Annotated in this window: 15 protein-coding genes; 5 read left to right on the top strand and 10 right to left on the bottom strand. The window is 73.4% G+C overall.

The features are described from left to right. Positions 1-55 precede the first annotated feature (55 nt). Together ACH4UK_RS16740 and ACH4UK_RS16745 are read left to right on the top strand one after the other, a co-directional pair. Positions 56-1,078 carry a LacI family DNA-binding transcriptional regulator gene (locus ACH4UK_RS16740; protein ID WP_398356943.1) on the top strand — a complete coding sequence of 341 codons (1,023 nt, stop codon included), beginning with the start codon at positions 56-58 and terminating at the stop codon, positions 1,076-1,078. 55 nt (positions 1,079-1,133) lie between these two features. Further along, positions 1,134-1,406 (top strand): hypothetical protein, encoded by a 273-nt coding sequence (locus ACH4UK_RS16745; protein ID WP_398356944.1) that lies wholly within the window; start codon positions 1,134-1,136, stop codon positions 1,404-1,406. Between the two features lie 42 nt (positions 1,407-1,448). Here ACH4UK_RS16745 and trxA read toward each other — a convergent pair whose 3' ends face one another. After that, entirely contained in the window at positions 1,449-1,847 is a 399-nt protein-coding gene (gene trxA / locus ACH4UK_RS16750) for a thioredoxin (RefSeq protein ID WP_398356946.1), read from the bottom strand. A 115-nt stretch (positions 1,848-1,962) separates the two neighbouring features. Here trxA and ACH4UK_RS16755 point away from each other — a divergent pair, with 115 nt between their 5' ends. Next, a complete protein-coding gene (locus tag ACH4UK_RS16755; protein ID WP_398356948.1) occupies positions 1,963-3,411 on the top strand; it encodes a dihydrolipoyl dehydrogenase family protein in 1,449 nt (482 codons plus the stop codon). A gap of 43 nt (positions 3,412-3,454) precedes the next feature. On the opposite strand, the gene ACH4UK_RS16760 is transcribed toward ACH4UK_RS16755, so the two are convergent. Beyond that, positions 3,455-4,717 (bottom strand): DUF6357 family protein, encoded by a 1,263-nt coding sequence (locus ACH4UK_RS16760; RefSeq protein WP_398356949.1) that lies wholly within the window; start codon positions 4,715-4,717, stop codon positions 3,455-3,457. Positions 4,718-4,770: 53 nt separating this feature from the next. Next, positions 4,771-5,280, bottom strand: coding sequence for a MarR family winged helix-turn-helix transcriptional regulator (locus ACH4UK_RS16765; protein ID WP_398356951.1), 510 nt, complete (start codon positions 5,278-5,280; stop codon positions 4,771-4,773). A gap of 128 nt (positions 5,281-5,408) precedes the next feature. On the opposite strand from ACH4UK_RS16765, the gene ACH4UK_RS16770 reads away from it, so the two are divergent. Further along, on the top strand, positions 5,409-5,834 hold the full coding sequence (locus tag ACH4UK_RS16770) for a Rid family hydrolase (protein WP_398356953.1): 426 nt from the start codon (positions 5,409-5,411) through the stop codon (positions 5,832-5,834). A 41-nt stretch (positions 5,835-5,875) separates the two neighbouring features. On the opposite strand, the gene ACH4UK_RS16775 is transcribed toward ACH4UK_RS16770, so the two are convergent. The 4 genes from ACH4UK_RS16775 to ACH4UK_RS16790 all read right to left on the bottom strand — a co-directional run bounded on the left by ACH4UK_RS16775 (position 5,876) and on the right by ACH4UK_RS16790 (position 18,618). After that, a complete protein-coding gene (locus ACH4UK_RS16775) occupies positions 5,876-6,676 on the bottom strand; it encodes an ABC transporter permease (protein ID WP_398356955.1) in 801 nt (266 codons plus the stop codon). Further along, positions 6,673-7,695 carry an ATP-binding cassette domain-containing protein gene (locus tag ACH4UK_RS16780; RefSeq protein ID WP_398356956.1) on the bottom strand — a complete coding sequence of 341 codons (1,023 nt, stop codon included), beginning with the start codon at positions 7,693-7,695 and terminating at the stop codon, positions 6,673-6,675. The genes ACH4UK_RS16775 and ACH4UK_RS16780 overlap by 4 nt, the downstream gene beginning before the upstream one ends. A 76-nt stretch (positions 7,696-7,771) precedes the next feature. Next, positions 7,772-7,978, bottom strand: coding sequence for an MbtH family protein (locus tag ACH4UK_RS16785; RefSeq protein WP_398356958.1), 207 nt, complete (start codon positions 7,976-7,978; stop codon positions 7,772-7,774). Beyond that, entirely contained in the window at positions 7,975-18,618 is a 10,644-nt protein-coding gene (locus ACH4UK_RS16790) for an amino acid adenylation domain-containing protein (protein ID WP_398356959.1), read from the bottom strand. The genes ACH4UK_RS16785 and ACH4UK_RS16790 overlap by 4 nt, the downstream gene beginning before the upstream one ends. 384 nt (positions 18,619-19,002) lie before the next feature. On the opposite strand from ACH4UK_RS16790, the gene ACH4UK_RS16795 reads away from it, so the two are divergent. Next, the gene (locus ACH4UK_RS16795) at positions 19,003-19,320 is read left to right on the top strand and encodes a hypothetical protein (protein WP_398356961.1); all 318 of its coding nucleotides are present in this window, start codon (positions 19,003-19,005) and stop codon (positions 19,318-19,320) included. 63 nt (positions 19,321-19,383) lie between these two features. Here the strand turns inward: ACH4UK_RS16795 and ACH4UK_RS16800 are convergent, their stop codons facing one another. The 3 genes from ACH4UK_RS16800 to ACH4UK_RS16810 form a co-directional block, all read right to left on the bottom strand. Then, a complete protein-coding gene (locus ACH4UK_RS16800) occupies positions 19,384-20,280 on the bottom strand; it encodes an arginase family protein (RefSeq protein ID WP_398356962.1) in 897 nt (298 codons plus the stop codon). Between the two features lie 90 nt (positions 20,281-20,370). Then, positions 20,371-20,871, bottom strand: a complete 501-nt coding sequence (locus ACH4UK_RS16805) for a hypothetical protein (protein WP_398356963.1) — start codon at positions 20,869-20,871, stop codon at positions 20,371-20,373. Beyond that, positions 20,861-22,453, bottom strand: coding sequence for an FAD-dependent oxidoreductase (locus ACH4UK_RS16810; protein ID WP_398356964.1), 1,593 nt, complete (start codon positions 22,451-22,453; stop codon positions 20,861-20,863). Before ACH4UK_RS16810 ends, ACH4UK_RS16805 begins: the two co-directional genes overlap by 11 nt. Positions 22,454-22,457: the final 4 nt, after the last annotated feature.

Below are 22,457 nucleotides of genomic sequence, written 5' to 3' on the forward strand. Positions count from 1 at the left end.
CTGCGGGCCCCGGGCCGAAACCCGCTCCCACGGGTCTGGAAGACTGCCCGACGCCATGAGCCAGTTACCCAAGCAGCCCGCCGAAGTCTCCGTCCCGACCAGCGCCGATGTCGCGCGCCTCGCCGGAGTGTCCCGGGCCACCGTGTCGTACGTACTGAACAACAACGCCACCGTCCGGATCAGCGAACCCACCCGACGCCGGGTCAGGGAGGCCGCCCTCCAGCTCGGTTACGTGCCGCACGCGGCTGCCCGCAGCCTGCGCGCCGGACACAGCCGCATGGTCCTGCTGCCCTCCGGCCACATAGCGGCGGGAGCGCTGCACCAGTATTTCTTCGAGGAACTCCAGTCGGGGCTGCGCCGTCTGGACTACACCGTCGTCCAGTACGGCAGCGTCGGCTTCACCGCCGACGAGGCGGCCACGGCCTGGGCCGAACTGCGGCCCGTCGCCGTCGTCGTACCGCCCGGCATCGCCCTCACCCCGCACGGCACCGGCATCCTGACCCGCTCCGGCGCCAAGGCGGTGATCACCCTGGGCCCCGACCCGGTGGCCGGAGCGCACGGCTTGGTCATGGACCAACGCCAGGTCGGAGGCAGCGCGGTGGAACATCTGCTGGCCCGCGGCCGCCGCCACATCGGCGTGGTCATGCCCCAGGAACCGGGCCGGGCGCCCTTCTCCGAACCCCGCCTCGCCGGGGCGCGGCGCGCCGCCGAACCGGTGGGGGCCCGTGTCTGCCCGCTCCCGCTCCGGTACGAGGAGGAGTCCGCGCACCAACTGGCGGCCCGCTGGCCCGAACTGGGACTGGACGCGGTGTTCGCGTACGACGACGAGTACGCCATGCTGCTGATGCGGGCCCTCCAGGACGCGGGGGTCGCCGTCCCCGCCGACACGGCGGTGATCGGCGCGGACGACTCCCTCATCGGCAGGCTGCTGCGCCCCCGGCTGAGCACCGTCCGCATGGAGCTCGCGATGCCCCAGCCGCTGGCCGAGACGATCGACCGCATGGTCCAGCACCCGGGCGGGTCGCCGGTCCATCACGACCTGCTCCGCACCAGCGCCGTGCACCGGGAATCCAGCTGAGCGCCTCCGGCGCGACGACATGCGCGGCACACGGCGGATGTCTAGCGTCGGAGGCATGAGCCATCCGCAGAACTACGAGCTCCTCCTGATCCCCGACCACAGCAGGACGCGGACCGGAGCCCCCGGCCGGCCGATCCGTTCCGCGGTCGTGGCCGCCACCGGAGAGACGGGGGCCTCGGGCTACCCCCGGTACGCGGGCGAGGGCATGGAGGCGGACGTCGATCCGGAGACCCGGACGGTGGAGGCCGTGCTCATCGACGGCGAGGAACTGGACTACGGCATGTCGGTCCGGGTGGCGGAGTCCGAGGGAGAGCGGCCGGCGTCCTGAGGACGAGGGCCGCTCACCCGGTGCCGCGCGCCGGCCCGGCGGCTACTGGGGCTCCGGCTGTCCCTGCCCGGCCTCGGCCGCCCGCTTCTGCTCCTCGACGGACTTGCGTACCTCGTCCATGTCCAGATTCCGCGCCTGGCCGATGACGTCCTCCAGGGCCGTCTCCGGCAGCGCGCCGGGCTGCGAGAAGACCGCGACGTTGTCGCGGACGATCATCAACGTCGGGATGGACCGGATCTCGAAGGCCGCCGCCAGCTCCTGCTGCGCCTCGGTGTCGACCTTGGCGAAGACCAGGTCGGGGTGGCGCTCGGAGGCCGAGTCGTAGACCGGCGCGAACTGTCGGCAGGGGCCGCACCAGGAAGCCCAGAAGTCGATCAGGACGAAGGCGTTGTCACTGACGACCTGATCGAAGTTTTCCTTGGTGAGCTCTACGGTGCTCATGCTTCACATACCTCTTCCTTGCCCGTTCGGACCTGTCCGGCACAACGGTGACTGCACTTGCGCTATTCCGCCTGCCCATGTGGCCGGTGCGCACACCCGCGAGGACACTGTTTCCATGACTGAAGCAGTGAAGACCTCCGAGCCCTCCCCGTACGACGTAGTGGTCATCGGCGCAGGTCCGGTGGGGGAGAACGTGGCCGACCGGGCCCGCGCCGCCGGGCTCTCCACCGCGGTGGTGGAGGCGGAGCTGGTCGGCGGCGAGTGCTCCTACTGGGCCTGCATGCCGAGCAAGGCGCTGCTGCGCCCCGTCGTCGCCCGCGCGGACGCCCGCCGGGTGCCGGGACTGAGCGCCGCCGTCCAGGGCCCGCTGGACGTGGCTGCCGTCCTCGCCCACCGGGACGAGGAGACGAGCCACTGGAAGGACGACGGCCAGGTCGCCTGGCTGGAGAGCGTCGGAGCGGACGTCCACCGCGGTACGGGCCGGCTCACCGGCCCCCGCGAGGTCTCCGTCACCGCCCCGGACGGCACGGAACACCGGCTCACCGCCCGGCACGCCGTCGTGGTCTGCACCGGCACCCGGGCCGTCGTCCCCGATCTCCCCGGCATCGATGAGGTCCGCCCCTGGACGAGCCGCGAGGCCACCAGCGCCAAGGAGGCTCCCGGCCGGCTCGTGATCGTCGGCGGGGGAGTCGTGGGCGTGGAGATGGCGACGGTCTGGCAGGCGCTGGGCTCCGAGGTGACGCTGCTGATCCGCGGTGAGGGCCTGCTCCCGAAGATGGAGCCCTTCGCGGGCGAGCTGATCGCCGAGGCGCTGACCGAGGCCGGGGCCCGGATCCGTACCGGCGTCTCCGTCGCCGGCGTCCGCAGGCCCGCGCCGGACGGGCCGGTCACCGTCGACCTGGACGACGGCGACCTGATCGAGGCCGACGAGATCCTCTTCGCCACCGGCAGGGCCCCGCGCACGGACGACCTCGGCCTGGAGACGATCGGCCGCGAACCCGGCTCCTGGCTCACCGTGGACGACAGCTGCCGCGTCGAGGGCACCAACTGGCTGTACGCGGTCGGGGACGTCAACCACCGCGCCCTCCTGACCCACCAGGGCAAGTACCAGGCCCGCATCGCGGGCGCGGCGATCGCCGCCCGCGCCGCGAAGGTCCCCCTCCTGGAGACGGACCGCTGGGGCGCCCACGCGGCCACCGCCGACCACGCGGCCGTCCCCCAGGTCGTCTTCACCGACCCCGAGGCCGCGTCCGTCGGCCTCACCCTCGCCGAGGCCGAACGCGCCGGCCACCGGGTGCGCGCCGTCGACTACGACCTCGCCTCGGTCGCCGGCTCGGGCCTGTATGCCGACGGCTACCGGGGCCGGGCCCGGATGATCGTGGACCTGGACCGCGAGATCCTGCTCGGCGTCACCTTCGTCGGCCCGGGGATCGGCGAGCTGCTGCACTCGGCGACGATCGCGGTCGCGGGGGAGGTGCCCATCGACCGGCTGTGGCACGCGGTCCCGGCGTACCCGACGATCAGCGAGGTGTGGCTGCGGCTGCTGGAGACGTACAGGGGTTAGCGTCAGCCGGCTGCGTCGCACCGTGCGCGGGCTCCCGCTGGGACTACGCGGCGTCGCGCCTGCGGCGTGCGCGCTCGAACTCGGCGACATCCGACATCCAGGGGCCGTGCCGTTCCAGTGCGGCGCAGCCGCCGCGGACGAACGTACTCACCAGAGCGCGGTACCCGCCGATCCCGTCCACCAGGCCGTACTCGACCCGGTACTCCGGATCCGAGCCGCCCTCGCCCTTGCGCACGGTCGTGACCCGGGCGATGGAGTCCGCGTAGAAGTGGAGCTGGATCCCTTCGCCGATCTCCTCGTCCTCGATGGTGAACACTTCGTTGTCCGCGGCGGAACGGTCGCCGACGAACTCCCAGAACTCCGCGGAGGCGCTGCGGGGACCGTCCTGGAGCCACTTCTTCTCGGTGCCCTTGTCGTCGGTGAACGACAGGATCGTCTTGCGCGCACTCCCGTCGAAGCCGGCGCGGTCGCCGGCGGGCTCCTCGTCGTCCTCCATGGGCGCGTTCCTGGAGCGGTCCGTGGCCTCCGAGCACATCAGGAAGCTCACGGTGCGCACCGCGTCATCGACGAGCCCGGGGTGGGCGCGGCGCACGGCCGCGTCGACCGCCGTCGCCATCCGTTCCCAGTCGCGCTTGTCCGTGGCACGCTTTCCCCGCCGCGGATCACGGCCGATCCGCAGGCCGGCGCACGCCTGTTCGGCGGTGGCGATCACCCGCATGACCTCGGGCAGCAGCGCCGGGTCGACCGCGTCGGGCAGCCGCTTCGGCACCGTCGCGCCGTGCACGTACTGACCCGTGTACTTCAGCATCGCGGCGTCGAGCGGACCGAGTGTCACTCCGCGCTCGGCGCGTCGGCGGTTCGCGTGGTGCTCCTGAGCGCGTTTCGCGTCGGACGTCTCCGTCGCCCCGCGCATCGCCGCACAGACCTTTCCGCCCTCGAGCAGGGCGATGTCAGCCCCATGGGCGATGAGCCGGCCCTTGTCCCACCCGATGCCCTGGAAGAGGGCGTCGACCTCGGCGGGCGAGGAGAGCAGGATCGGGTCCAGGAGCGCGACGGCGGCTCTCTCGTCGAGCCGGTCCCTGGTTCCGGCGGCCTCGCACAGCGGAAGGACCGCGCTCCACAGCAGCAGGTGGCGGGCCAGATCCTCCTGGATCACCGCAAGGTGGGCATCCCCGATGGGGAACGTGAAGGTACGGGGGGAGTGGTTGGCGTCGGCCCCGGCGCCGAGCATCAGCTTCAGCGCACCGTCCTCACGGATCACGTTCGGTATCCAGCCGCTGCTGCGCGTGAAAACGATGTCTCTCATGGGTCCAGTCTTCCCCATCGGGTGGGGCCGGGGGCCGGCGAGACCGTCGGCTGTCACCCGAAGTCGTCGGGGACGATGCGGAGCTTCTCCGCGATGCGGGCGAGGGCCTTCTGGTCGGCCGTGTTGAGCGAGTCGAGGACGGTGCGGCGTACGGAGCGCAGGTGGGTGGGTGCTGCCAGCCGCACGAGGTCGAAGCCGGCGTCGGTGAGTTCGGCGAGGGTGTAACGGCCGTCGGCCGGGTCGGGCGTCCGCAGGACCCAGCCGCGCTGTTCGCAGCGCTTGACGACGTTGGACAGGCGGGAGAGCGACCCGCTGGCGAGGAAGGCGAGCTCGCCCATCCGCAGCTTGCGCCCGGGGGCCTCGGAGAGGTGGCTGAGCACGAGGTACTCGAACAGGGTGAGGCCGTGCTCCTGTCGCAGCGGCGGCTCCAGCTTGCCGGGCAGCAGCAGGACCAGGGAGATCAGCCCCGTCCACGCCGCCTTCTCCTGCTCGTCGAGCCAGCGCGGCTCCTCGCCGTCCTCGTGTCCGCCCGTGCCGTTCATGGGCTCTCCCGTGTCGCTCATGGATCTTCCCGTCCTTCCGGCGAAGCCCGCCATCACTTTACGCATGAAGTCACTCCTTGGTACTGTCACTTTACGCGTGAAGTCATATAGGGGGAAACGCGCCCCCTTGGACAGGAAGAGGAATCACCATGAGCACCGTCACCTTCGGCATCGTCCCCGGCTATGGCGAGAAGCTGCACGAGGCCCTCGGCTACAGCGGGGCCGTCCGCGTCGACGACCGGGTCGAGATCTCCGGTCAGGCCGGGGTGGATGACGACCTGGTCATCCCCGACGCGCTGGAGGACGAGATTATCCAGGCCTTCGACAACGTGGAGCGCACGCTCGCCACGGTCGGCGCGACATGGAAGGACGTCATCCACGTCAACTCGTACCACAAGGTCGCACCGGGGGACGATGTGATCGGCGACGACCACAACGCGGTCATGGCCGAGCAGTTCCGCCGTCGTCTCGACGGCCGCGCGCCGATCTGGACCGAGACCGGCGTCACGGTCCTCGGCCTCGCCGCCATGCGCGTCGAGATCCGCGTCACCGCCATCGTCGGCTCCGGGAGCTGAACCACCGCACCCGGGTTCCGCCCCGCGCCTCCGCCGTCGTCCTAGCCGAGGGTGATGCGCCGGAACCTCCTGAGCGCGAGCAGCATGAACGCGCCCGTGATCAGACAGGCGCAGGCCACGGCGTAGGGGAGTGCGTGCACGACGGGCCAGGTGTCGCTTGTCGGGAGGCCGGCCGGCGGCGGGTTGCCGAAGAGCTGGCGGACGGCGGTGGCGGTCGCGGAGACCGGGTTCCATTCCGCGACCGTCCGCAACGGGCCGGGCATGGTGTGCGTGGACACGAACGCCGAGGAGACGAACGTGACGGGGAAGAGCCAGATCAGCCCCGCGCTCTGGGCGACCTCGACGCTGCGGGCCATCAGCCCGATCGCCGCTCCCACCCAGGACATGGCGAAGGCGAAGAGAAGGATCAGCAGGTAGGCCAGCAGCGCGTCGGCCGGCGACGCGGTGATCCGCCAGCCCACCAGCAGCCCGCACAGTGAGGTGACGAACAGGGTCACCGTGCTCATCGTCAGATCCGACAGGGTCCGGCCCAGAAGCACCGCCATGGCGGGCATCGGCAGGGAGCGGAAGCGGTCCACGATGCCCTTGTCCATGTCGTTGGCCAGGCCCAGGGCGGTGAACGCCGCGTTGAAGGTGACGGCCTGGGCGAAGATGCCGCCCATCAGGAACGTGCGGTACTCGGCCCCGCCGAGGCTTCCGCCGAAGACGTAGGCGAGCAGCAGAACGAACATCACCGGCTGGACCAGGGCCGCGATGACCGATCCCGGGGTCCGGCGCAGGTTCAGCAGATTGCGCCAGGCAACGATGGAGGAATCGCGGCTCAGCCGCTGGACGGCGGTCACCGCTCGCCCCCGCCGACGGCCGCGACGCCCGGTGAGGCCGCCGACGGGGCCGCCGCCTCGCCGGGGGCGAGCGGACGGCCGGTGAGGGAGAGGAACACGTCGTCCAGCGTCGGCGGTGCCAGCTCCACGTCCGCGACGACGATTCCGGCCAGCCGCAGGCAGCCCAGGGCGTACTCCAGGGTGTGCGCTCCGTGGTCGGTCGCGACGGTGAGGCGGCCGGTGCGCGGGTCGAGGTCGGGGAGGTGCTCGCCCAGTGAGTCCAGTATCTCGGCCGCGGTGACCCGGTGCCGCGGCTCGGCGACGCTCAACGAGAGCCGCTCGCCGCCGACCCGCGACTTGAGTTCGGCGGCGGAGCCGCGGGCGACCACGCTCCCGCCCTCGATGACGACGATGGTGTCGGCCAACTGGTCCGCCTCCTCCAGGTACTGGGTGGTCAGCAGCACCGTCGTGCCCTCGGCGACCAGGTCCCTGACGGCCTGCCAGGTGTCCGCCCGGCCCCGGGGGTCGAGCCCCGTCGTGGGCTCGTCCAGGACCACCACGGCCGGCCGCGCCACCAGCGCACCGGCCAGGTCCAGCCGTCTGCGCATCCCTCCCGAGTAGGTTCTGCTCGGCAGGTCCGCGGCGGCCTCCAGGTCGAAGCTGCTCAGCAGCTGCCCGGCTCTGCGGCGGGCGGCATGACGGCCGAACCCGTAGAGCCGGGCCACCAGATAGAGGTTCTCCCGCCCGGTCAGCTTCTCGTCGACCGCGGCGTACTGCCCGGACAGCCCGAGGTCGCGGCGTACGGCCTCCGGGTCGGCGAGGACGTCATGACCGGCCATCCAGGCCCGGCCGCTGTCCGGTCGCAGCAGCGTCGACAGCACCCGCACCGTGGTGGTCTTTCCCGCGCCGTTCGGGCCGAGGACCCCCAGCACGGTGCCGGGTTCCGCCTCGAGGTCCACACCGGCCAGGGCCTGCTTCTTCCCGAATCGCTTGGTGAGTCCTTCGGCGCGTATCGCCGGACGGGTCGGCGGGGCGGTCATGGGTGCCTCTCGTGGAGCGTGGGTCGGGGCGGGACGGGCGCGCGGGCCCGGCGCGGTCGCGGGGAGGGTGGCCGGGTCATGCCACCCGTACGCGGGCGCTCCTGGGGGTGATGTCGGTCCAGTTGACCTCCACGTACTCCAGGCAGGCCGCGTGCTCCGCCGGGCCGAACGCCTCGTCCCAGCCGGCGGGCACCGCCGCGAACGACGGCCACAGGGCGTGCTGTCCCTCGTCGTTGACCAGGACGCGGTGCTGGGTGTGCGGGTCGTCGAAGGGGTTCGTCATGACATGTCTCCTTGGTCGGTGCGGTGGTCGGGGTGGCGTTCGGTTCGGTGGCCGGCGTCGAGCGCGGCCGAGACGGTGGTGCCGATCTGCTCCCGCGCGGCGGGCTGCATCATCTGGGCGTGCGCGCACGCCACGTCGTGGTTCTCGATGGGGCCGTCGATGTACGGGTCCCACAGGGACAGGCCGAAGGCGTCCGCGGGGCGGCCCTCGGCGGCGGTGAAGAACAGCACGGGGCCGCGGAACACGCGGGGGGTGTACTTCCGCATCAGCCGTGCCTGACCGGCGAAGTTGTCCACCATCGCGTCGATCGTCGCCGGTTCCAGCGCCCCGAGCGGACTCCCGCCGGCGCGGAACTGATCGCGTACGGCCACGGCTTCGACCGGCCCGTCGCCGTCCAGGGCTTCCTGACCGACTCCCATGTTGGAGAGCAGGGCCCGGAAGACGGTGTCCCGGCTCGCGCTGTCGAGGTCGTCCAGCGGGGCGAGCGGGAAGGCGTCCAGGATCGTCAGCAGGGCCACCTCCTCGCCCGCCTCCTGGAGCTGGACCGCGATCTCCTGGACGACGTTGCCGCCGAAGGACCAGCCGAACAGGTGGTAGGGGCCGTGCGGCTGGACGGTCCGCAGCTCGGCCGCGTACACGGCGGCCATCGCCTCGATGCTGTCGGGGAAGGGCGCGGTGCCGTCCAGGTTCGGGGTCTGGAGCCCGTAGACCGGCCGGTCGTTGCCGAGGTGCGGGAGCAGCCCCGCGTACGACCAGGCCAGACCGCCGGCCGGGTGGACGCAGAACAGCGGCGGCAGGCTGCCACTGGTGCGCAGCGGCAGCAGGGTCGCCAGCGGGTCGTCCTGGGCGCCGGCGCGGATCCGCTCCGCGAGTGCGGCGACGGTGGGCGCCTCGAACAGGCTGCGGATGCTGACGTCCACACCTAGGGCGTCCCGGATCCGGCCGATGAGACCGGCCGCCAGTAGCGAGTGACCGCCCAGGGCGAAGAAGTCCTCGTCGATGAGGACCTGGTCGCGCTCCAGCACCTCGGCGAACAGCGTGCACAGCACGTCCTCGCGGGGGTTGCGGGGACTGCGCCCCGCGCCGGTCGTCGGCGTGGCCGAGGAGGGATCGGGCAGGGCCGCGCGGTCCAGCTTTCCGCTGGGCGTCAGGGGGATCGTGTCCACGGCGACCCAGCCGGAGGGGACCATGTACGCGGGCAACCGGGCCGCCGCGTGCTCCCGTACGCCGTCGAGTCGCGCGGCCTCGTGCCGTGCTGTGCCGGTGACCGCCGTACGGTCCGTGCCGTCCGCAGCCGCAGCCGCAGCCGCAGCCGCAGCCGGAGCCGCAGCCGGAGCCGGAGCCGGAGCCGGAGCCGGAGCCGGAGTCGCATCGGCCTGCTCCTGTGCCTCCGCCCGGACGTCGGGCTGTTCGGCGAGCACCACGTACGCCGTGAGGCGAGAGCCCCCGGGGCCCTCCCCGTGCGCCACCACCGCCGCCTGGGCGGCGTCGGCGTGCTCCGCCAGAACCGCGGCGATCCCCTCAGGTTCCACCCGGAAGCCGCGCACCTTGACCTGGCCGTCGGCGCGCCCGGAGAACTCCAGCGCGTCGTCCGCCGTCCGCACGGCCCGGTCACCGGTGCGGTACATCCGCGCCCCCGCCGGGCCGTAGGGGTCGGGCACGAAACGGGCCGCGGTCCCCCCGGGCTGTCCGTGGTAGCCCAGCGCCAGGCTGTCCCCGGCGAGGTAGAGGTCGCCGGTCACCCCCACCGGGACCGGCCGCAGACGGTCGTCGAGGAGCCGGACGACCGTGCCGTCGACGGGAGTGCCGAGCACCGGCCGCACGGTCGCCCGCAGATCGGCGGTGAGGGTGTCCACCGTGGCCTCGGTGGGACCGTAGAAGTTCCAGGCACTCAGGCCGGGCCGGGCCCGCAGGTCGTTCCACAGGGCGGCCGGGACGGCTTCGCCGCCCAGGACCACCACGGACGGAGCCCGGTCCGGCTCGGCGAACAGGCCGGCGTCCAGCAACTGCCGGACATGGGTGGGCGTGGACTCCAGCACCGCCAGGCGCCGGGCGCGCACCGCCTCGACCAGGGCCTCCGGGTCCCGCCGCGTCAGGTCGTCCAGCACATGGAGCCGGTGCCCGTCGAGCATCCAGAGCACCGGGTCCCACGCGGCGTCGAAGGAGAGCGCCGCCGTCAGGGCGACCTGGAGCCGAGACCTCCCGGCCGCCCGTACCGCCGGCCCGAAGACATGGCGGCGATGGTGCTCCAGCAGCCGGGCGAGCGAGCCGTGGCCGACCAGGACCCCCTTGGGACGGCCGGTCGACCCCGAGGTGTGCAGGAGATAGGCGGGGTCGGCGGGCCCCGGCCGGACCCGCTCCCGCGCGTGCACCGGGGCACCCGGCGCGACGGCGAGGTCCGCCGAGTCCGGGGAGTCCAGGCTCAGGCGACGCCATCCGGCCGTTGTCCTGGCCTGGGCGGCGTCGGCCGTGAGCACGGCGTACGGGCGGGCGTCTGCCAGCACCGCGTCGATCCGGCCCTGCGGGAGGGAGTCGTCGACCGGGACGTACACCGCCCCCGCCTTGAGCACCCCGAGCAGTGCGGCGATCGAGTCGGTGCTGCGCGGCAGCAGCACCGCCACCGGATCCCCCCGGCCCGCGCCGGCCCGGCCGAGCAGCGCGGCGATCCGGTCCGAGCGGGCGTCGAGCTCCGCGAACGACAGGCTGCCGTCCGCGGCGGTCACCGCGATGTCACCGCTGCGCGCGGCGGCCACCGTGGCCGCGAACCGGTCCAGCACCGTCAGCGGCGGCGCACCGGTTCGGGAGCTGCCCCCGCTCTCCCCGAGGGCCAGCAGCCGCCGCTGTTCGCCGGGGCCGGTCAGGGGCAGGTCAGCCACGCTCGTGGCGGGGTCACGGACCGCGTGCGCGAGGAGAAGGACGAACCGATCGGCGATCCGCACCGCGGTCTCGGCATCGAACAGGTCCCGGCCGAACTCCAGCGTGCCGTCCAGGAAGGCTCCGTCGCCACCCGCCCCCGTACGTTCGGTGAAGGAGAAGGACAGGTCGAACTTGGCGCCTCCGGTGTCGACCCCTTCCAGCCGGGCGTTGAGTCCGGGCAGGTCCAGGCGCGGCGGCCGGTGGTTGTTCAGGGTCAGCATGACCTGGAAGAGCGGGTGGCGGGAGAGGGAACGGGCCGGCCGGACGGCCTCCACCAGCCGCTCGAAGGGCAGCTCCTGGTGGGCGTAGGCGGCCAGGTCCGTCTCCCGCACCCGGGCCAGCAGCTCCGCGAAGTCCGGGTCGCCGCCCAGGTCCGTGCGCAGGGCGAGGGTGTTGACGAAGAAGCCCACCAGCGGGTCGAGCGCCTCGTCGGTCCGGCCGGCCACCGGGGTGCCGACCGTGATGTCGGGGCCCGCGCCCATCCGGTGCAGCAGCGCGGCCAGCGCGGCGTGCAGCACCATGAAGGTGCTGCTGGCCGTCGCCCGCGCCAGCCGTGCCAGATCCGCCATGGTCTCCTCGGGTATCCGCACGGGGACCGTGCCGCCCAGCCCGCCCGGCGTGGTGGGCCGGGGCCGGTCGGCGGGCAGCGCGGTCTCCTCCGGGGCACCGGCCAGCCGGTCCCTCCAGAAGGCGAGCTGACCCGAGGCAGCGGAGGCGGGATCCTCGAAGCTGCCGAGCAGGTCGCGCTGCCAGAGGGTGTAGTCCGCGTACTGCACCGGCAGGGGGGCCCAGCTCGGCGCCCGCCCGGCGCACCGCGCCGCGTAGGCACCGGCCAGGTCCTGCGCCAGAGGCCCCATCGACCAACCGTCCGCAGCGATATGATGGACCGTCACCAAAAGGGTGTGCCGGTCCGCACCGCTCCGGAACAGGACCGGTCGCAGCGGGACATCGTGCGTCAGATCGAAGGGCTCGGCCGCCGCCCCGCGCAGCGCCCCACCCAGTTCCGCCTCCTCGACCGCCACGACCGGCAGCTCCGGCCGGGCGTCACCGGGCGCGAGGACATGCTGGCGGGGATCACCGTCGCCGGGCGCGATCACCGTGCGCAGACTCTCGTGCCGGGTCAGCACATCGCCCAGCGCCCGCTGCAACGCGGGCCGGTCCAGGCTGCCGTTGAGCCGCACCGCGAACGCCATGTGGTACGCGGCCGCCTCCGGGTCCAGCTGGTGCAGGAACCACAGGCGCTGCTGGGCGGCGGACAGCGGCGGCCGTTCCGTGCGGGCCACCCGGCGCAGGGCCGGCCGCGCCGCGCCCGCTCCTTCCAGCCGCTCGGCGAGCGCGGCGGGGGTCGTGGACTCGAACAGGACCCGCACCGGGAGCTCCACCCCGAACGCGGAGCGGATCCGGCCGATCAGCCGGGTCGCCAGCAGCGAATGGCCGCCCAGCTCGAAGAAGTCGTCGTCGCGGGCCACCTGCTCGTGTCCCAGACTCTCCGCGAACAGGGCGCAGAGGATCTCCTCCGGGGCGGACCGCGGGGCTCGCCCCTCGCCCTCCGCACGTTCGGCGGCCGATGTCAGGGGCAGCTCCGCGAAGTCCACCTTGCCGTGCGGGGTCAGCGGGAGAGCGGCGACGGTGATGATCCGGGAGGGCACCATGTGGGCGGGCAGCCGCTGCGCGACGAAGGCCCGCAACTCCCGGGGCGAGGGCTCCCGGTGGCCGACGGGCACGATCCAGCCGACCAGCTGCGCTTCCCCGGAGCCGGAGCCGGAGCCGGAGCCGGAGCCGGAGTCGGAGCCCGTGCCGGAGTCGGAGCCCGTGCCGGAGCCCGTGCGCACCGCGACCGCCGACTGCGCGACGTCACCGTGCGCGTCGAGGGCGGCGGCGACCTCCCCGGTCTCGACCCGGAATCCGCGGACCTTGATCTGCCCGTCGGCACGGCCCGTGTACTCCAGCCGCCCCTCGACCCGGCGCACCAGGTCACCGGTGCGGTACATCCGCCCGCCGGGTGCCCCGTACGGGTCGGGCAGAAAGCGGTCGGCCGTCGCGGCGGGGCGGTTCTCGTAGCCCCGGGCCACACCGGGGCCCGACAGATACAGCTCTCCGGTCACCCCGGGGGCGACCGGACCCAGTCGCCCGTCGAGCACCCGGGCCCGGGTACCGGTCACGGGGTGACCGAGGTGCGGCCGCACGCCGGGCAGGACGCGGCCCATCACGCTGTCCACGGTGGCCTCCGTGGGCCCGTACAGATTCCACACCGCGACGTCGGACAGCGCCGCCAGTTCCCGCCACAGCGGTACGGCGACGGCTTCCCCGCCCAGCGCCAGCACCCGCGGCCGATGCCGGCCGGGAGCGAACAGGCCGCAGGAACGCAGCTGTTCGACGAAGGAGGGGGTGGTCTCGACGACATCGATCGCCCGGTCGTGCAGCAGCGCGGTGAGTGCTTCGGGGTCCCGGCGCGTCGCGTCGTCCACCAGGTGCAGTTCATGGCCCGCGACCATCCAGAGCAGCGGGTCGAAGGACGCGTCGAACGTCATCGCGGCCGTGAGCGCGACCCGCAGCGGGAGCCCGTTGTTGTCCGCCTCGGCGGGTCCCATCAGGCGCTCGCGGTGATGGGCCAGGAGCGCGGCCAGCGACCGGTGCTCCACGACGACGCCCTTCGGCAGCCCGGTGGACCCGGAGGTGTACAGCACATACGCCGCGTCCTGGCCGCGCGGCGGCACGGGCGCGGCCCGCTGAACGGCACGCCACTGCTGAGCCCCGTCCATCAGCAGGACGTCGGCCGAGTCCGGCAGCGTCGCCCGGGTGGCGGCCGTGGCCAGCACCAGGCGCGGGGCCGCGGTCTCCAGGATCAGCGAGGTGCGGGCCGGGGGCTGCGCCGGGTCGAGGGGGACGTACACCCCTCCGGCCCGCAGGACGCCCAGCACGGCCACGACGGCGAGCGAGGTGCGGGGCAGCGCCACCGCCACCCGGTCGCCCGCCCCGACCCCGGATTCCGCGAGCGCGGCGGCCAGGCGGTCGACCAGGAAGCGGAGTTCGCCGAAGGTGAGGCGCCCGTCGCCGGCCACGACGGCCGTGCGGCCCGGCTGGACGGCGGCACGCGTGGCCAGGACGTCCAGCACCGTCCAGTCCTCGTCCGCCCCCTCGGGCAGCCGCGACGTCGCCTCGAGCGCACCGCGGGGCGGCTCGTCCAGGGCCGCCGCGCGCTGGGCGGGGGCCAGAAAGCCCACATCCGTCACCGGACGGTCGGGTTCGGCGAGCAGGGCGCCCAGAAGCCGGGTGAAGTGCTCGGCGAATCGTTCCGCCGTCGCGCGGTCGAAGAGGTCCTCGTCGAACTCCAGCTCCCCGGTGACGCCGGCCGGGTGGCCCTGGCCGTCGTGCTGCTCGGACAGGTCCCAGCTGAGGTCGAACTTGGCGCCCGAGCGACCCACGGAGGCATCGTGGCTGACCGTCAGTCCGTCCAGGTGCGGGCGCGGCGCGGGGGTGTTGTCGAGGCTCAGCATCACCTGGAAGAGCGGATGGCGCGCGAGCGACCGCCGGGGCGCCAACTCCTCGACGACCCGCTCGAACGGGATGTCCTGGTGCGCGTAGGCGGCCAGGTCCGTGCGGGCCACCCGCTCCATCAGGGTCCGGAAGTCGGGTGAACCGGAGGTGTCGGCCCGCAGCACCAGCGTGTTGACGAAGAACCCCACCAGATCGGTGAGCGCCTCGTCGGTACGCCCCGCCACCGGGGTGCCCACGGCGAGGTCCTCACCGGCGCCCAGGCGTGCCATGAGGGCTGCCAGCGCCGCGTGCAGCACCATGAAGGAACTGGCGCCGCACTCCCCGGCCAGCTTCACCAGCGCTTGGTGGTCCCGCGCCCCGATCCGCACCGGGACGCTCCCGCCCCGCCCCGAGGGACGGGCCGGACGCGGCCGGTCCGCCGGGAAGGTCGACTCCTCCGGAAGGCCGGCCAATGAGTGGCCCCAGTAGGTGAGTTGGCGTCCCGCGAGACTGTCGGGGACGTCCGGATCCCCGAGCAGGGCACGCTGCCAGAGCGCGTAGTCGGCGTACTGCACCGGCAGTTCGTCCCATCCGGGCGCCCGCCCCGAGCGCCGCGCCGCGTAGGCGGCGGACAGGTCACGCATCAGCGGCCCCATCGACCAGCCGTCCGCCGCGATGTGATGCAGCGTCACCACCAACACGTGCTCGTCGGCGCGGACCGGGAACAGCTGGGCCCGCAACGGGATCTCGCGCTCCAGATCGAAGGGGGCCGGGGCCGGGGCCACCGGCCCGCCGACGGCCATGATCCTCAAGAGCGGACTGCCGGGTCCGGGCGCCGGCAGGATTCTCTGGCACGGGCCCTCAGGGGTCCCGGCCACCACCGTGCGCAGCGCCTCGTGCCGTGCCACGAGGTCGCCGAGGGCCCGCTCCAGCGCGTCGCGGTCCAGCTCGCCGCGCAGCCGTAGCGCCACCGGCAGATGGTAGGAGGAGCCCGTGCCGCCCAGCGTCTCCAGCAGCCACAGCCGCTGCTGCCCGAACGAGAGCGGCAGCCGCTCCGGCCTCGGGTCGGCCGCCGTCACCGCGGTCCGCGCCACGGGGGCCTCGCCCAGGGCCGCCGCCAGGCCGGCCGGCGTGGGCGCCGAGAACAGGGCGCTGATCGGCACCTCCACGCCGAACTCGCCGCGGATCCGGCCGATCAGCCGCATGCCCAGCAACGAGTGACCGCCCAGCGCGAAGAAGTCGTCGTCCCGGCCCGCCCGGGGGACCCCCAGGCAGTCGGCGAAGACCGCGCACATCCGGGCCTCCTGGGCGGTGCGCGGGGCGCCGCCGTCGGACGCGACGGGCAGGGCCGGGGGCAGGGCCGCCGTGTCGAGCTTGCCGTTGGGCGTCAGCGGCAGCCGCTCCACCGTCGCCCAGGCCGTCGGGACCAACGGGCCGGGCAGCAGGGCGGCGACCGCGTCGCGCGCCTGCGCGTGGGTGGGCCCGTCGGCTCCGGCCACCAGGAACGCGGCCAGCCGCTCGGGACCGTCCAGCGCGGTGGTCAGGGCGACCGCGGCGTCCTCGACGCCGGGCAGGGAACGCAGGGCCGCCTCGATCTCCCCGGTCTCGACCCGGACACCGCGCACCTTGATCTGCCGGTCGCTGCGCCCCACGAACTCCAGCGAACCGTCCGCGTCCCACCGGGCCAGGTCGCCGGTGCGGTACATCCGCCCGCCCGGGACGCCGAAGGGATCGGGCATGAAGCGCTCGGCGGTGAGCCCCGGCCGGCCCGCGTACCCGCGTGCCACGCCCTCGCCCGACAGATACAGCTCACCGGCCACCCCTCTGGGCAGGGGGTGCAGCGACGGGTCGAGCACATACGCCCCGGCTCCCGCGACGGGACGCCCGATCACCGGGGAGCTGCCGGTGACACGGGCGGTCACGGCGTTGACGGTGGTCTCGGTGGGCCCGTAGAAGTTGAAGACCAACAGGCTCGGATCGGCGGCCAGTTCGTCCCAGAGGTCGTCGTCGACGGCCTCGCCGCCCAGCGCGATGACGCGCGGCCGGTGACCGTCCGAGGTGAGCAGGCCCGCCGCCAGCATCTGCCGCAGGTAGGTGGGGGTCGTCTCGATCGCGTCGATGCGGCGGTCGGCGAGATACCGCACCAGGGCCTGCGGGTCCCGGCGTACGTCGTCCGCGACGATGTGCAGTTCGTGCCCGGCGACCATCCAGAGCACCGGGTCCCAGGACGCGTCGAACGAGGTCGCGGCGCTCAGGGCCACCCGCAGCCGTCGGCCGAGAGCTTCCTCGGCCAGCGCGTGGGCCTCCTGCCGGTGGTGCTCCAGGAGATTGCTCAGCGAACGGTGCTCGACGACGACGCCCTTGGGGCGGCCGGTCGACCCGGAGGTGTAGATGACGTACGCGGCGTCCTGCGGTCCGGGTCCGGCCGGCTGCCCAGGCGTGCCGGCCGGTGCGGTCGAGGCCGGGTCGACGCGCGGGAGGGCCCCCTCGGGGTCGATCGCGTCCGCGGAGGACGCGGTGGCCACCAGGGCCACGGGCCGGGAGTCCTCGATCATGAAGGCGAGCCGGTCCGGCGGGTAGGACGGATCGAGCGGCAGATAGGCGGCTCCCGTCCGCATCACCGCGAGCATCGCCACCACCAGGTCCGTGGAGCGGGGCAGCCCCACCGCGACACGGGCGCCGGGGCGGGCGCCGTGCGCGACGAGAACCCCGGCGAGTGCCTCCACCCGGCAGTCGAGTTCCTCGAAGGTGAGCGTCGTGCCGTCGCAGACGACGGCGGTCCGGTGAGGGGTGCTCCGCGCCTGCCGTGCGAACTGCTCGGGCAGCGGGGCCGGCGCCGTGACGTCGCTGCGCAACGGCGGGGCCGCGCCCAGGCCGAGGACCCGCAGCCGTTCGTCGTCGCCGACGGGGCTCACCGCCCCGACGGTCCGCTCCGGGTCCGCCACGAACGCGTCGAGGATCCGGCACAGCCGCTCGTGCGGGCCCACGAGGTCCTGCCGGCCGTAGTGCCGGGCGTTGCCCAGCAGGTCGACGTGCATACCGCCGTCGCCGTAGGAGGCGTGCACGGCCACGGCCAGGTCCTCGACCGGGCCGATCGACAGGTTGTGCAGCGTCGCCGGGTGCGGGCCGAAACGCAGGGCGTCGTCGAAGGCGAGGATGTTGACGGAGGGTCCGCTCAGCGGCGTCCTCGTCCCGGTCAACCCCAGCTGGTGGCGCAGGGCTTCGGCGGGCCTGCGCTGGTGCCGCAGCACCGAACGGGCTTCGCCGGACGCCCGCCGCGCGAGATCGGCCACCCGGTCGGCGGGGGAGACGGCCAGTCGCATCGGCAGGATCGAGCTGAGCATGGCGGGGGTCGACCGCGCCGCCGGAGTGCGCCGACCGGTGACGGGCAGTCCGAGGACGACCTCGCCGAGCCCCTTGTCCCGGTGCAGACAGACCGCCAGGGCTGCCATGAGGAACGTCGGCCAGCCGGTGCCGGCCTTCTTCGCGGCCGCCTTCAGCCGGGCCGTCTCCGCGGGGGTGTAGACACGCCGCACCGACACCGCCCCGTACCCCGGGTCCGCCCCGGCCCCGGATCCTCCGGGGGGCCCGGGTGAGCGGGCCCCGACGAGGTGATCGGCCCAGAACCGCTCGTCGCGGAGGCCCTGCTCGGAGGCGGCGTAGACGTCCTCCTCCTCGATGAGCGCGGCCAGGGAACCCGTGGGACGCAGCTCGGGGGTGGCGTCGGGATCGAGGGCGAGGGCGGTGTAGACCTCGGCGATGCGGGACAGGGCGAGCACGGCCGCGTAACCGTCCAGCGCCAGGTGGTGCACCTGCTGGTGGAAGAGGTGGTGCGAGGCGGAGAGTCGATAGAGGGTGACGCGGACCAGCGGCCCCGTGGCGAGATCGGCGGGCTCCGCGAGGCACCGGTTCATCCGCCGCAGCGCTTCGGCGTGCGGGTCTTCCCGGTCGGAGAGGTCCACCAACGGCACGGGAAGAGCCCTGCCTTCCCAGCCGTTTCGCACCCGCTGGAACGGGACCCCGTCGTGTTCGCCGAAGGTGCTGCGGAGCGCTTCCATCTCGTCCGCTGTGTGGCTGACCGCACGGCGCAGCAGGTCCGGTTCCATGCGGCCCCGGATGTCCGCGTACTCCGCGATGTTGTACGACGGGTCCGCCGGATCGAGCCGCTGGGCGAACCAGACTCCTTGCTGAGCGGCGGTCAGGCGCAGGGTGCCGGGCGGGGGGCCGGTGGGCGGTGCGGCGGTCACGTGCTTTCACCTCGGTGGGGGAGTCCTGCGGGGGCGTGGGCCGGTGCTGCAGGGCGGTCCGACAGGCACGGAACGCGGAGGAATCGCGATTGCGAAGCATCCGCTTCCATGGTCCGGTGCACGCTGGCAGCCTCCGATGCGTCGACGTTGCCCCAACGGGGCTTTCACATCAGTCGTTCGGAGGCACTCCAGCCCCGGATTGCCCATGTGACGCACGGCACGTGGATCCGGCCGAGGTTTTGCACTTCGCTGGCGCGTATCAGCCAATCGCCTGGCGGGAATACGCCGGACACCCATCCGGAGGGGGCTCCGCACCGAATGAATCACGTCCGGAGGTCCGTTCGGACCTCTGGGCCCATGCCTCGATCAGATCTGGAGAACCCCATGAAGCTCCCTGTGCCCGCCCTCCGGTGGCGGCTCGTCGGAACCGTCGTCGGCTCCGTGCTGCTGGTGGCCGCCCCCACGGCGTCCGCCGTCGCCGCCTCTCCCGAGGCGGCGCCCCGGCCGGCGCACTCCGCGCGCGAGGCCGGGCCCGCCGCCGCCGGACCGCTCGCCTCCTCCTACCGGGGGATACAGGGCGGAAACCTCTGCCTGCTGGCCCGGTGCACGGTCGGTGAATCCGGACCTGGCGGCCACACGGGTCCCAGCAATACCCAGGGGTTCAACCTCTGCCTGCTCGCGCTGTGCACCGTGCGCCCCTGAACGCATCGAGGGAGGAAGGGAGTCGGCCCCCACGGGGCCGGCTCGCCGGATGCGGTTCTGATGTCAGTCCGTGTCGCCGGTCCGCGCCGACAGCCCTCGGCGCAGGCACTCGGTGAGGCGGGCTGCGATCCTCCCGTCGGGGTCGCGGCGCGGGTTGAAGATCGTGACATCCAGGCCGACGGCTCGCTCGCCGGCCAGTGCCGTGCGCAGGACGTCCTCCAGTTCCGGCCAGGTCAGCCCGCCGGGGAGGCGGTAGTCGACGGCCGGCATGACCGCGTCGTCCAGGACGTCGACATCGAGGTGGACCCAGTACCCGGCACCTGAGCCGGCGGTGAGCCGGTCGACCGCGTCGCGCGCCGCCGCCGGGGCGCCCGCCGCGCGCACCGCGTCGAGCCCGATCGCGTGCAACGACGGCGGCAGCGGCTGCATCCCGTCCTCGGCGGACTCCGCGGAGTCGCGGAAACCGAAGGCGACCACGTCCTCGTCCCGGAGCAGCGGCCCACGGCCTTCGAGGTCGGTGAGCAGCCGGGGGCCGCGGCCCGTGGCCAGGGCGAGTTCCATCGAGGCCGCCTCGCCGGCCGGATCCGCCGACGGCTGGTAGAAGTCCGTGTGCCCGTCGAGGAACAACAGGCCGTGGCGTCCTCGGCGGCGCAGGGCGAGGAGGTTGCCCAGCAGGATGGTGCAGTCGCCGCCCAGGACCACGGGAAAGCGGCCGGCGTCGAGGACGGCGCCGACCGCGTCGGCCAGCCGCACGGAGTACCGCGCGATGCCGGTGGGGTTGAGGATCCCCGTGTCGGGGTCCCGTCCCGGCTGGTACGCAGGCGGTTCGACCCGCCCGGCCCGGACCGCTCCGGGGTGGGCCGCCAGCCCGGCGTCGAGCAGGGCCGCCGGGAGGTCCTGGACGCCGGACGGCCACAGTCCGAGTACGGACGGCGCCTCGATGATCGCGATCTCTTGCATGTCCCACAGCTTCGCCTGCCGGGCGGCTCCCGCACCGGCACGCCTCGGCGTGGCCAGGATCCCGTAGGCCGTCACCGGACGGACGGCCGGTCAGTTCCGGCCGGCGGCCCGTCGGCCGATCTCCTCGAGGAAGTCCTGGACGGATTCCGCGACGACCTCGAAATCGTCGAACCACGAGGCTGTGGTCGACTTCCAGACCCGTCCGCTGCCCGCCACGGCGAACAGACAGCCACCACCGTCACTGGCGAACACGATGGCGGTTGGCTCGTCCTCGATGATCCGGACCGGCCCGTACGCGCGGAAGTGCTCGGCGACCTTCGAGGCCGGGTGGACGAAGTATCCGTGCTCGACATCGGGCATGGACACCTCGCGAACCACCCAGTAGAGGGTGGTCAGATCGGAGGGGATCGGCGTCAGATCCACGAGTGCGTCCGTCGCCCCGTGGCTCTCGTCCGTTGCGAGGGTGACGGCGTTCTCGTCCGGCGGGAACCCCCGCGTCCTCGGAAACGACGACATCAAGGCATCGAGCGCCGCTGAGGTCCGTACGCACCAGCCTCGCACCCACTCGGGGTCGAGCCGTTCACCGGACACGTTCCTCCTCCTCGGCGCACCTCGGTCCGCGGTCCGCGAGCCTCGCAGAATCTGGCTCCGCCGAGCCGCGGGCGCTGCCGAACCAGCGGGCAGCGGCGTCTGCGAATCCTACGAGGTCGGGCTCGGGGCCGTCGGCCCAGGCGACGATGCCGTCGGGGCGGACGAGGAGGGCGCCGCAGCCCAGTTCGTTCCTCGCCGGTCCGCGGACGTACCGGATCAGGTCCTCGCGGCCGGCCGCCGCACCGGCGAGCTTGCGGCCGGTGGTGAAGTCGATGGCGACACCGTTGCCCCGGTCCATCAGGTCGCTGAGCCGCCTGCCGTCCGTGAAGTGGAAATCGGGGGTGTCGCGGCCGACCAGAGGGTGCGTACTCCCGAGGTCGAAGCGGGTGGCGGAGCCCGATGTCCGGTGGTGGACGTAGGTGGTTCCGTCGCGGGTGCCCAGCACGTCGCGGACCAGCGCCTGGAGGGCCTGGGTGTGCGGATCCGGCCTCATCACCGCGCTCTGGGCCCGCGTCCAGTCCAGGATCCGGGCGCCGACCGGATGGCGCTCCTGGGTGTAGGTGTCGAGCAGGCCGTCGGGGGCGTGTCCGTGCACGGTCGCGGCGAGCTTCCAGCCCAGGTTGACGGCGTCGCCGATCCCGGTGTTGAGTCCCTGCGCGCCCAGCGGCGAATGGATGTGGGCGGCGTCTCCCGCGAGCAGGACGCGGCCCTTCCGGTAGGAGGTGGCCTGCATCGCCCGGTCGGTGAAGGTCGACACGAGCTGGACGTCCTGGAGGGTGACGCCGGTACCGGACACGCGGCGCAGCACGTCCTGCAGATGCTGGACGGTCGGCTGCCGGGTGCGGTCGAAGGCGCCGCCGTCGCAGTCGAGCATGCCGATGTGCCCGGGGGTGGGCATCCGCAGGTACATGCCGGTCGGCGTGAGGGTGAAGCCGGGCTGCAGCGGGTCGGGACCGGCGACGGTGGCGAGCATGGTGTAGCCGGTGAACTGCGGTTCGGTGCCGGTGAATTCGAAGCCCGCGACGCCGCGTACGGTGCTGCGTCCTCCGTCGCACCCGACCAGCCAGCGCCCTTGGTACGCGTGCTCCCCGGCCTGCACGGTGACGCTCTCGGCGTCCTGGTGCAGGCCGGTGACCAGGGCCCCGCGGCGGATCCGGACGCCGACGTCGGCGGCCCGCCCGGCCAGCACGGCCTCGACCGCTTCGAGGCTCGTCATCACGCCTTCCCGTACGGGGCCGGGGAGCCGGTAGGGCAGGGCGGCGGCGTCGATGTCGGCCGGGTCGAGCATCATGCCGGCGAAGTGCGCCACGCTGCGCGGCGCCGGTGCCACGTCCGGGTCCAGGTCCGCGCCGTCGTCCCACTCGGCGCCCGAGGCGTCCAGCAGTTCCCGCAGCAGGCCGCGGCGGTGGAACACCTCGGCCGAGGCGGCGGACAGGCCGCGCATGCCGAGCGGCATGGCCTTCCAGGCGGTGGTGGTCTCCGCTTCCTGTTCCAGGACCAGGACGTCGCAGCCGGCGAGGCCGAGTTCGCAGGCCAGGAGCAGTCCGACCGGGCCAGCGCCCGCTATCACCACGTCATGCATCGGA

This window comes from Streptomyces sp. NPDC020884 (genome assembly GCF_044333935.1).
Lineage (GTDB): Bacteria > Actinomycetota > Actinomycetes > Streptomycetales > Streptomycetaceae > Streptomyces.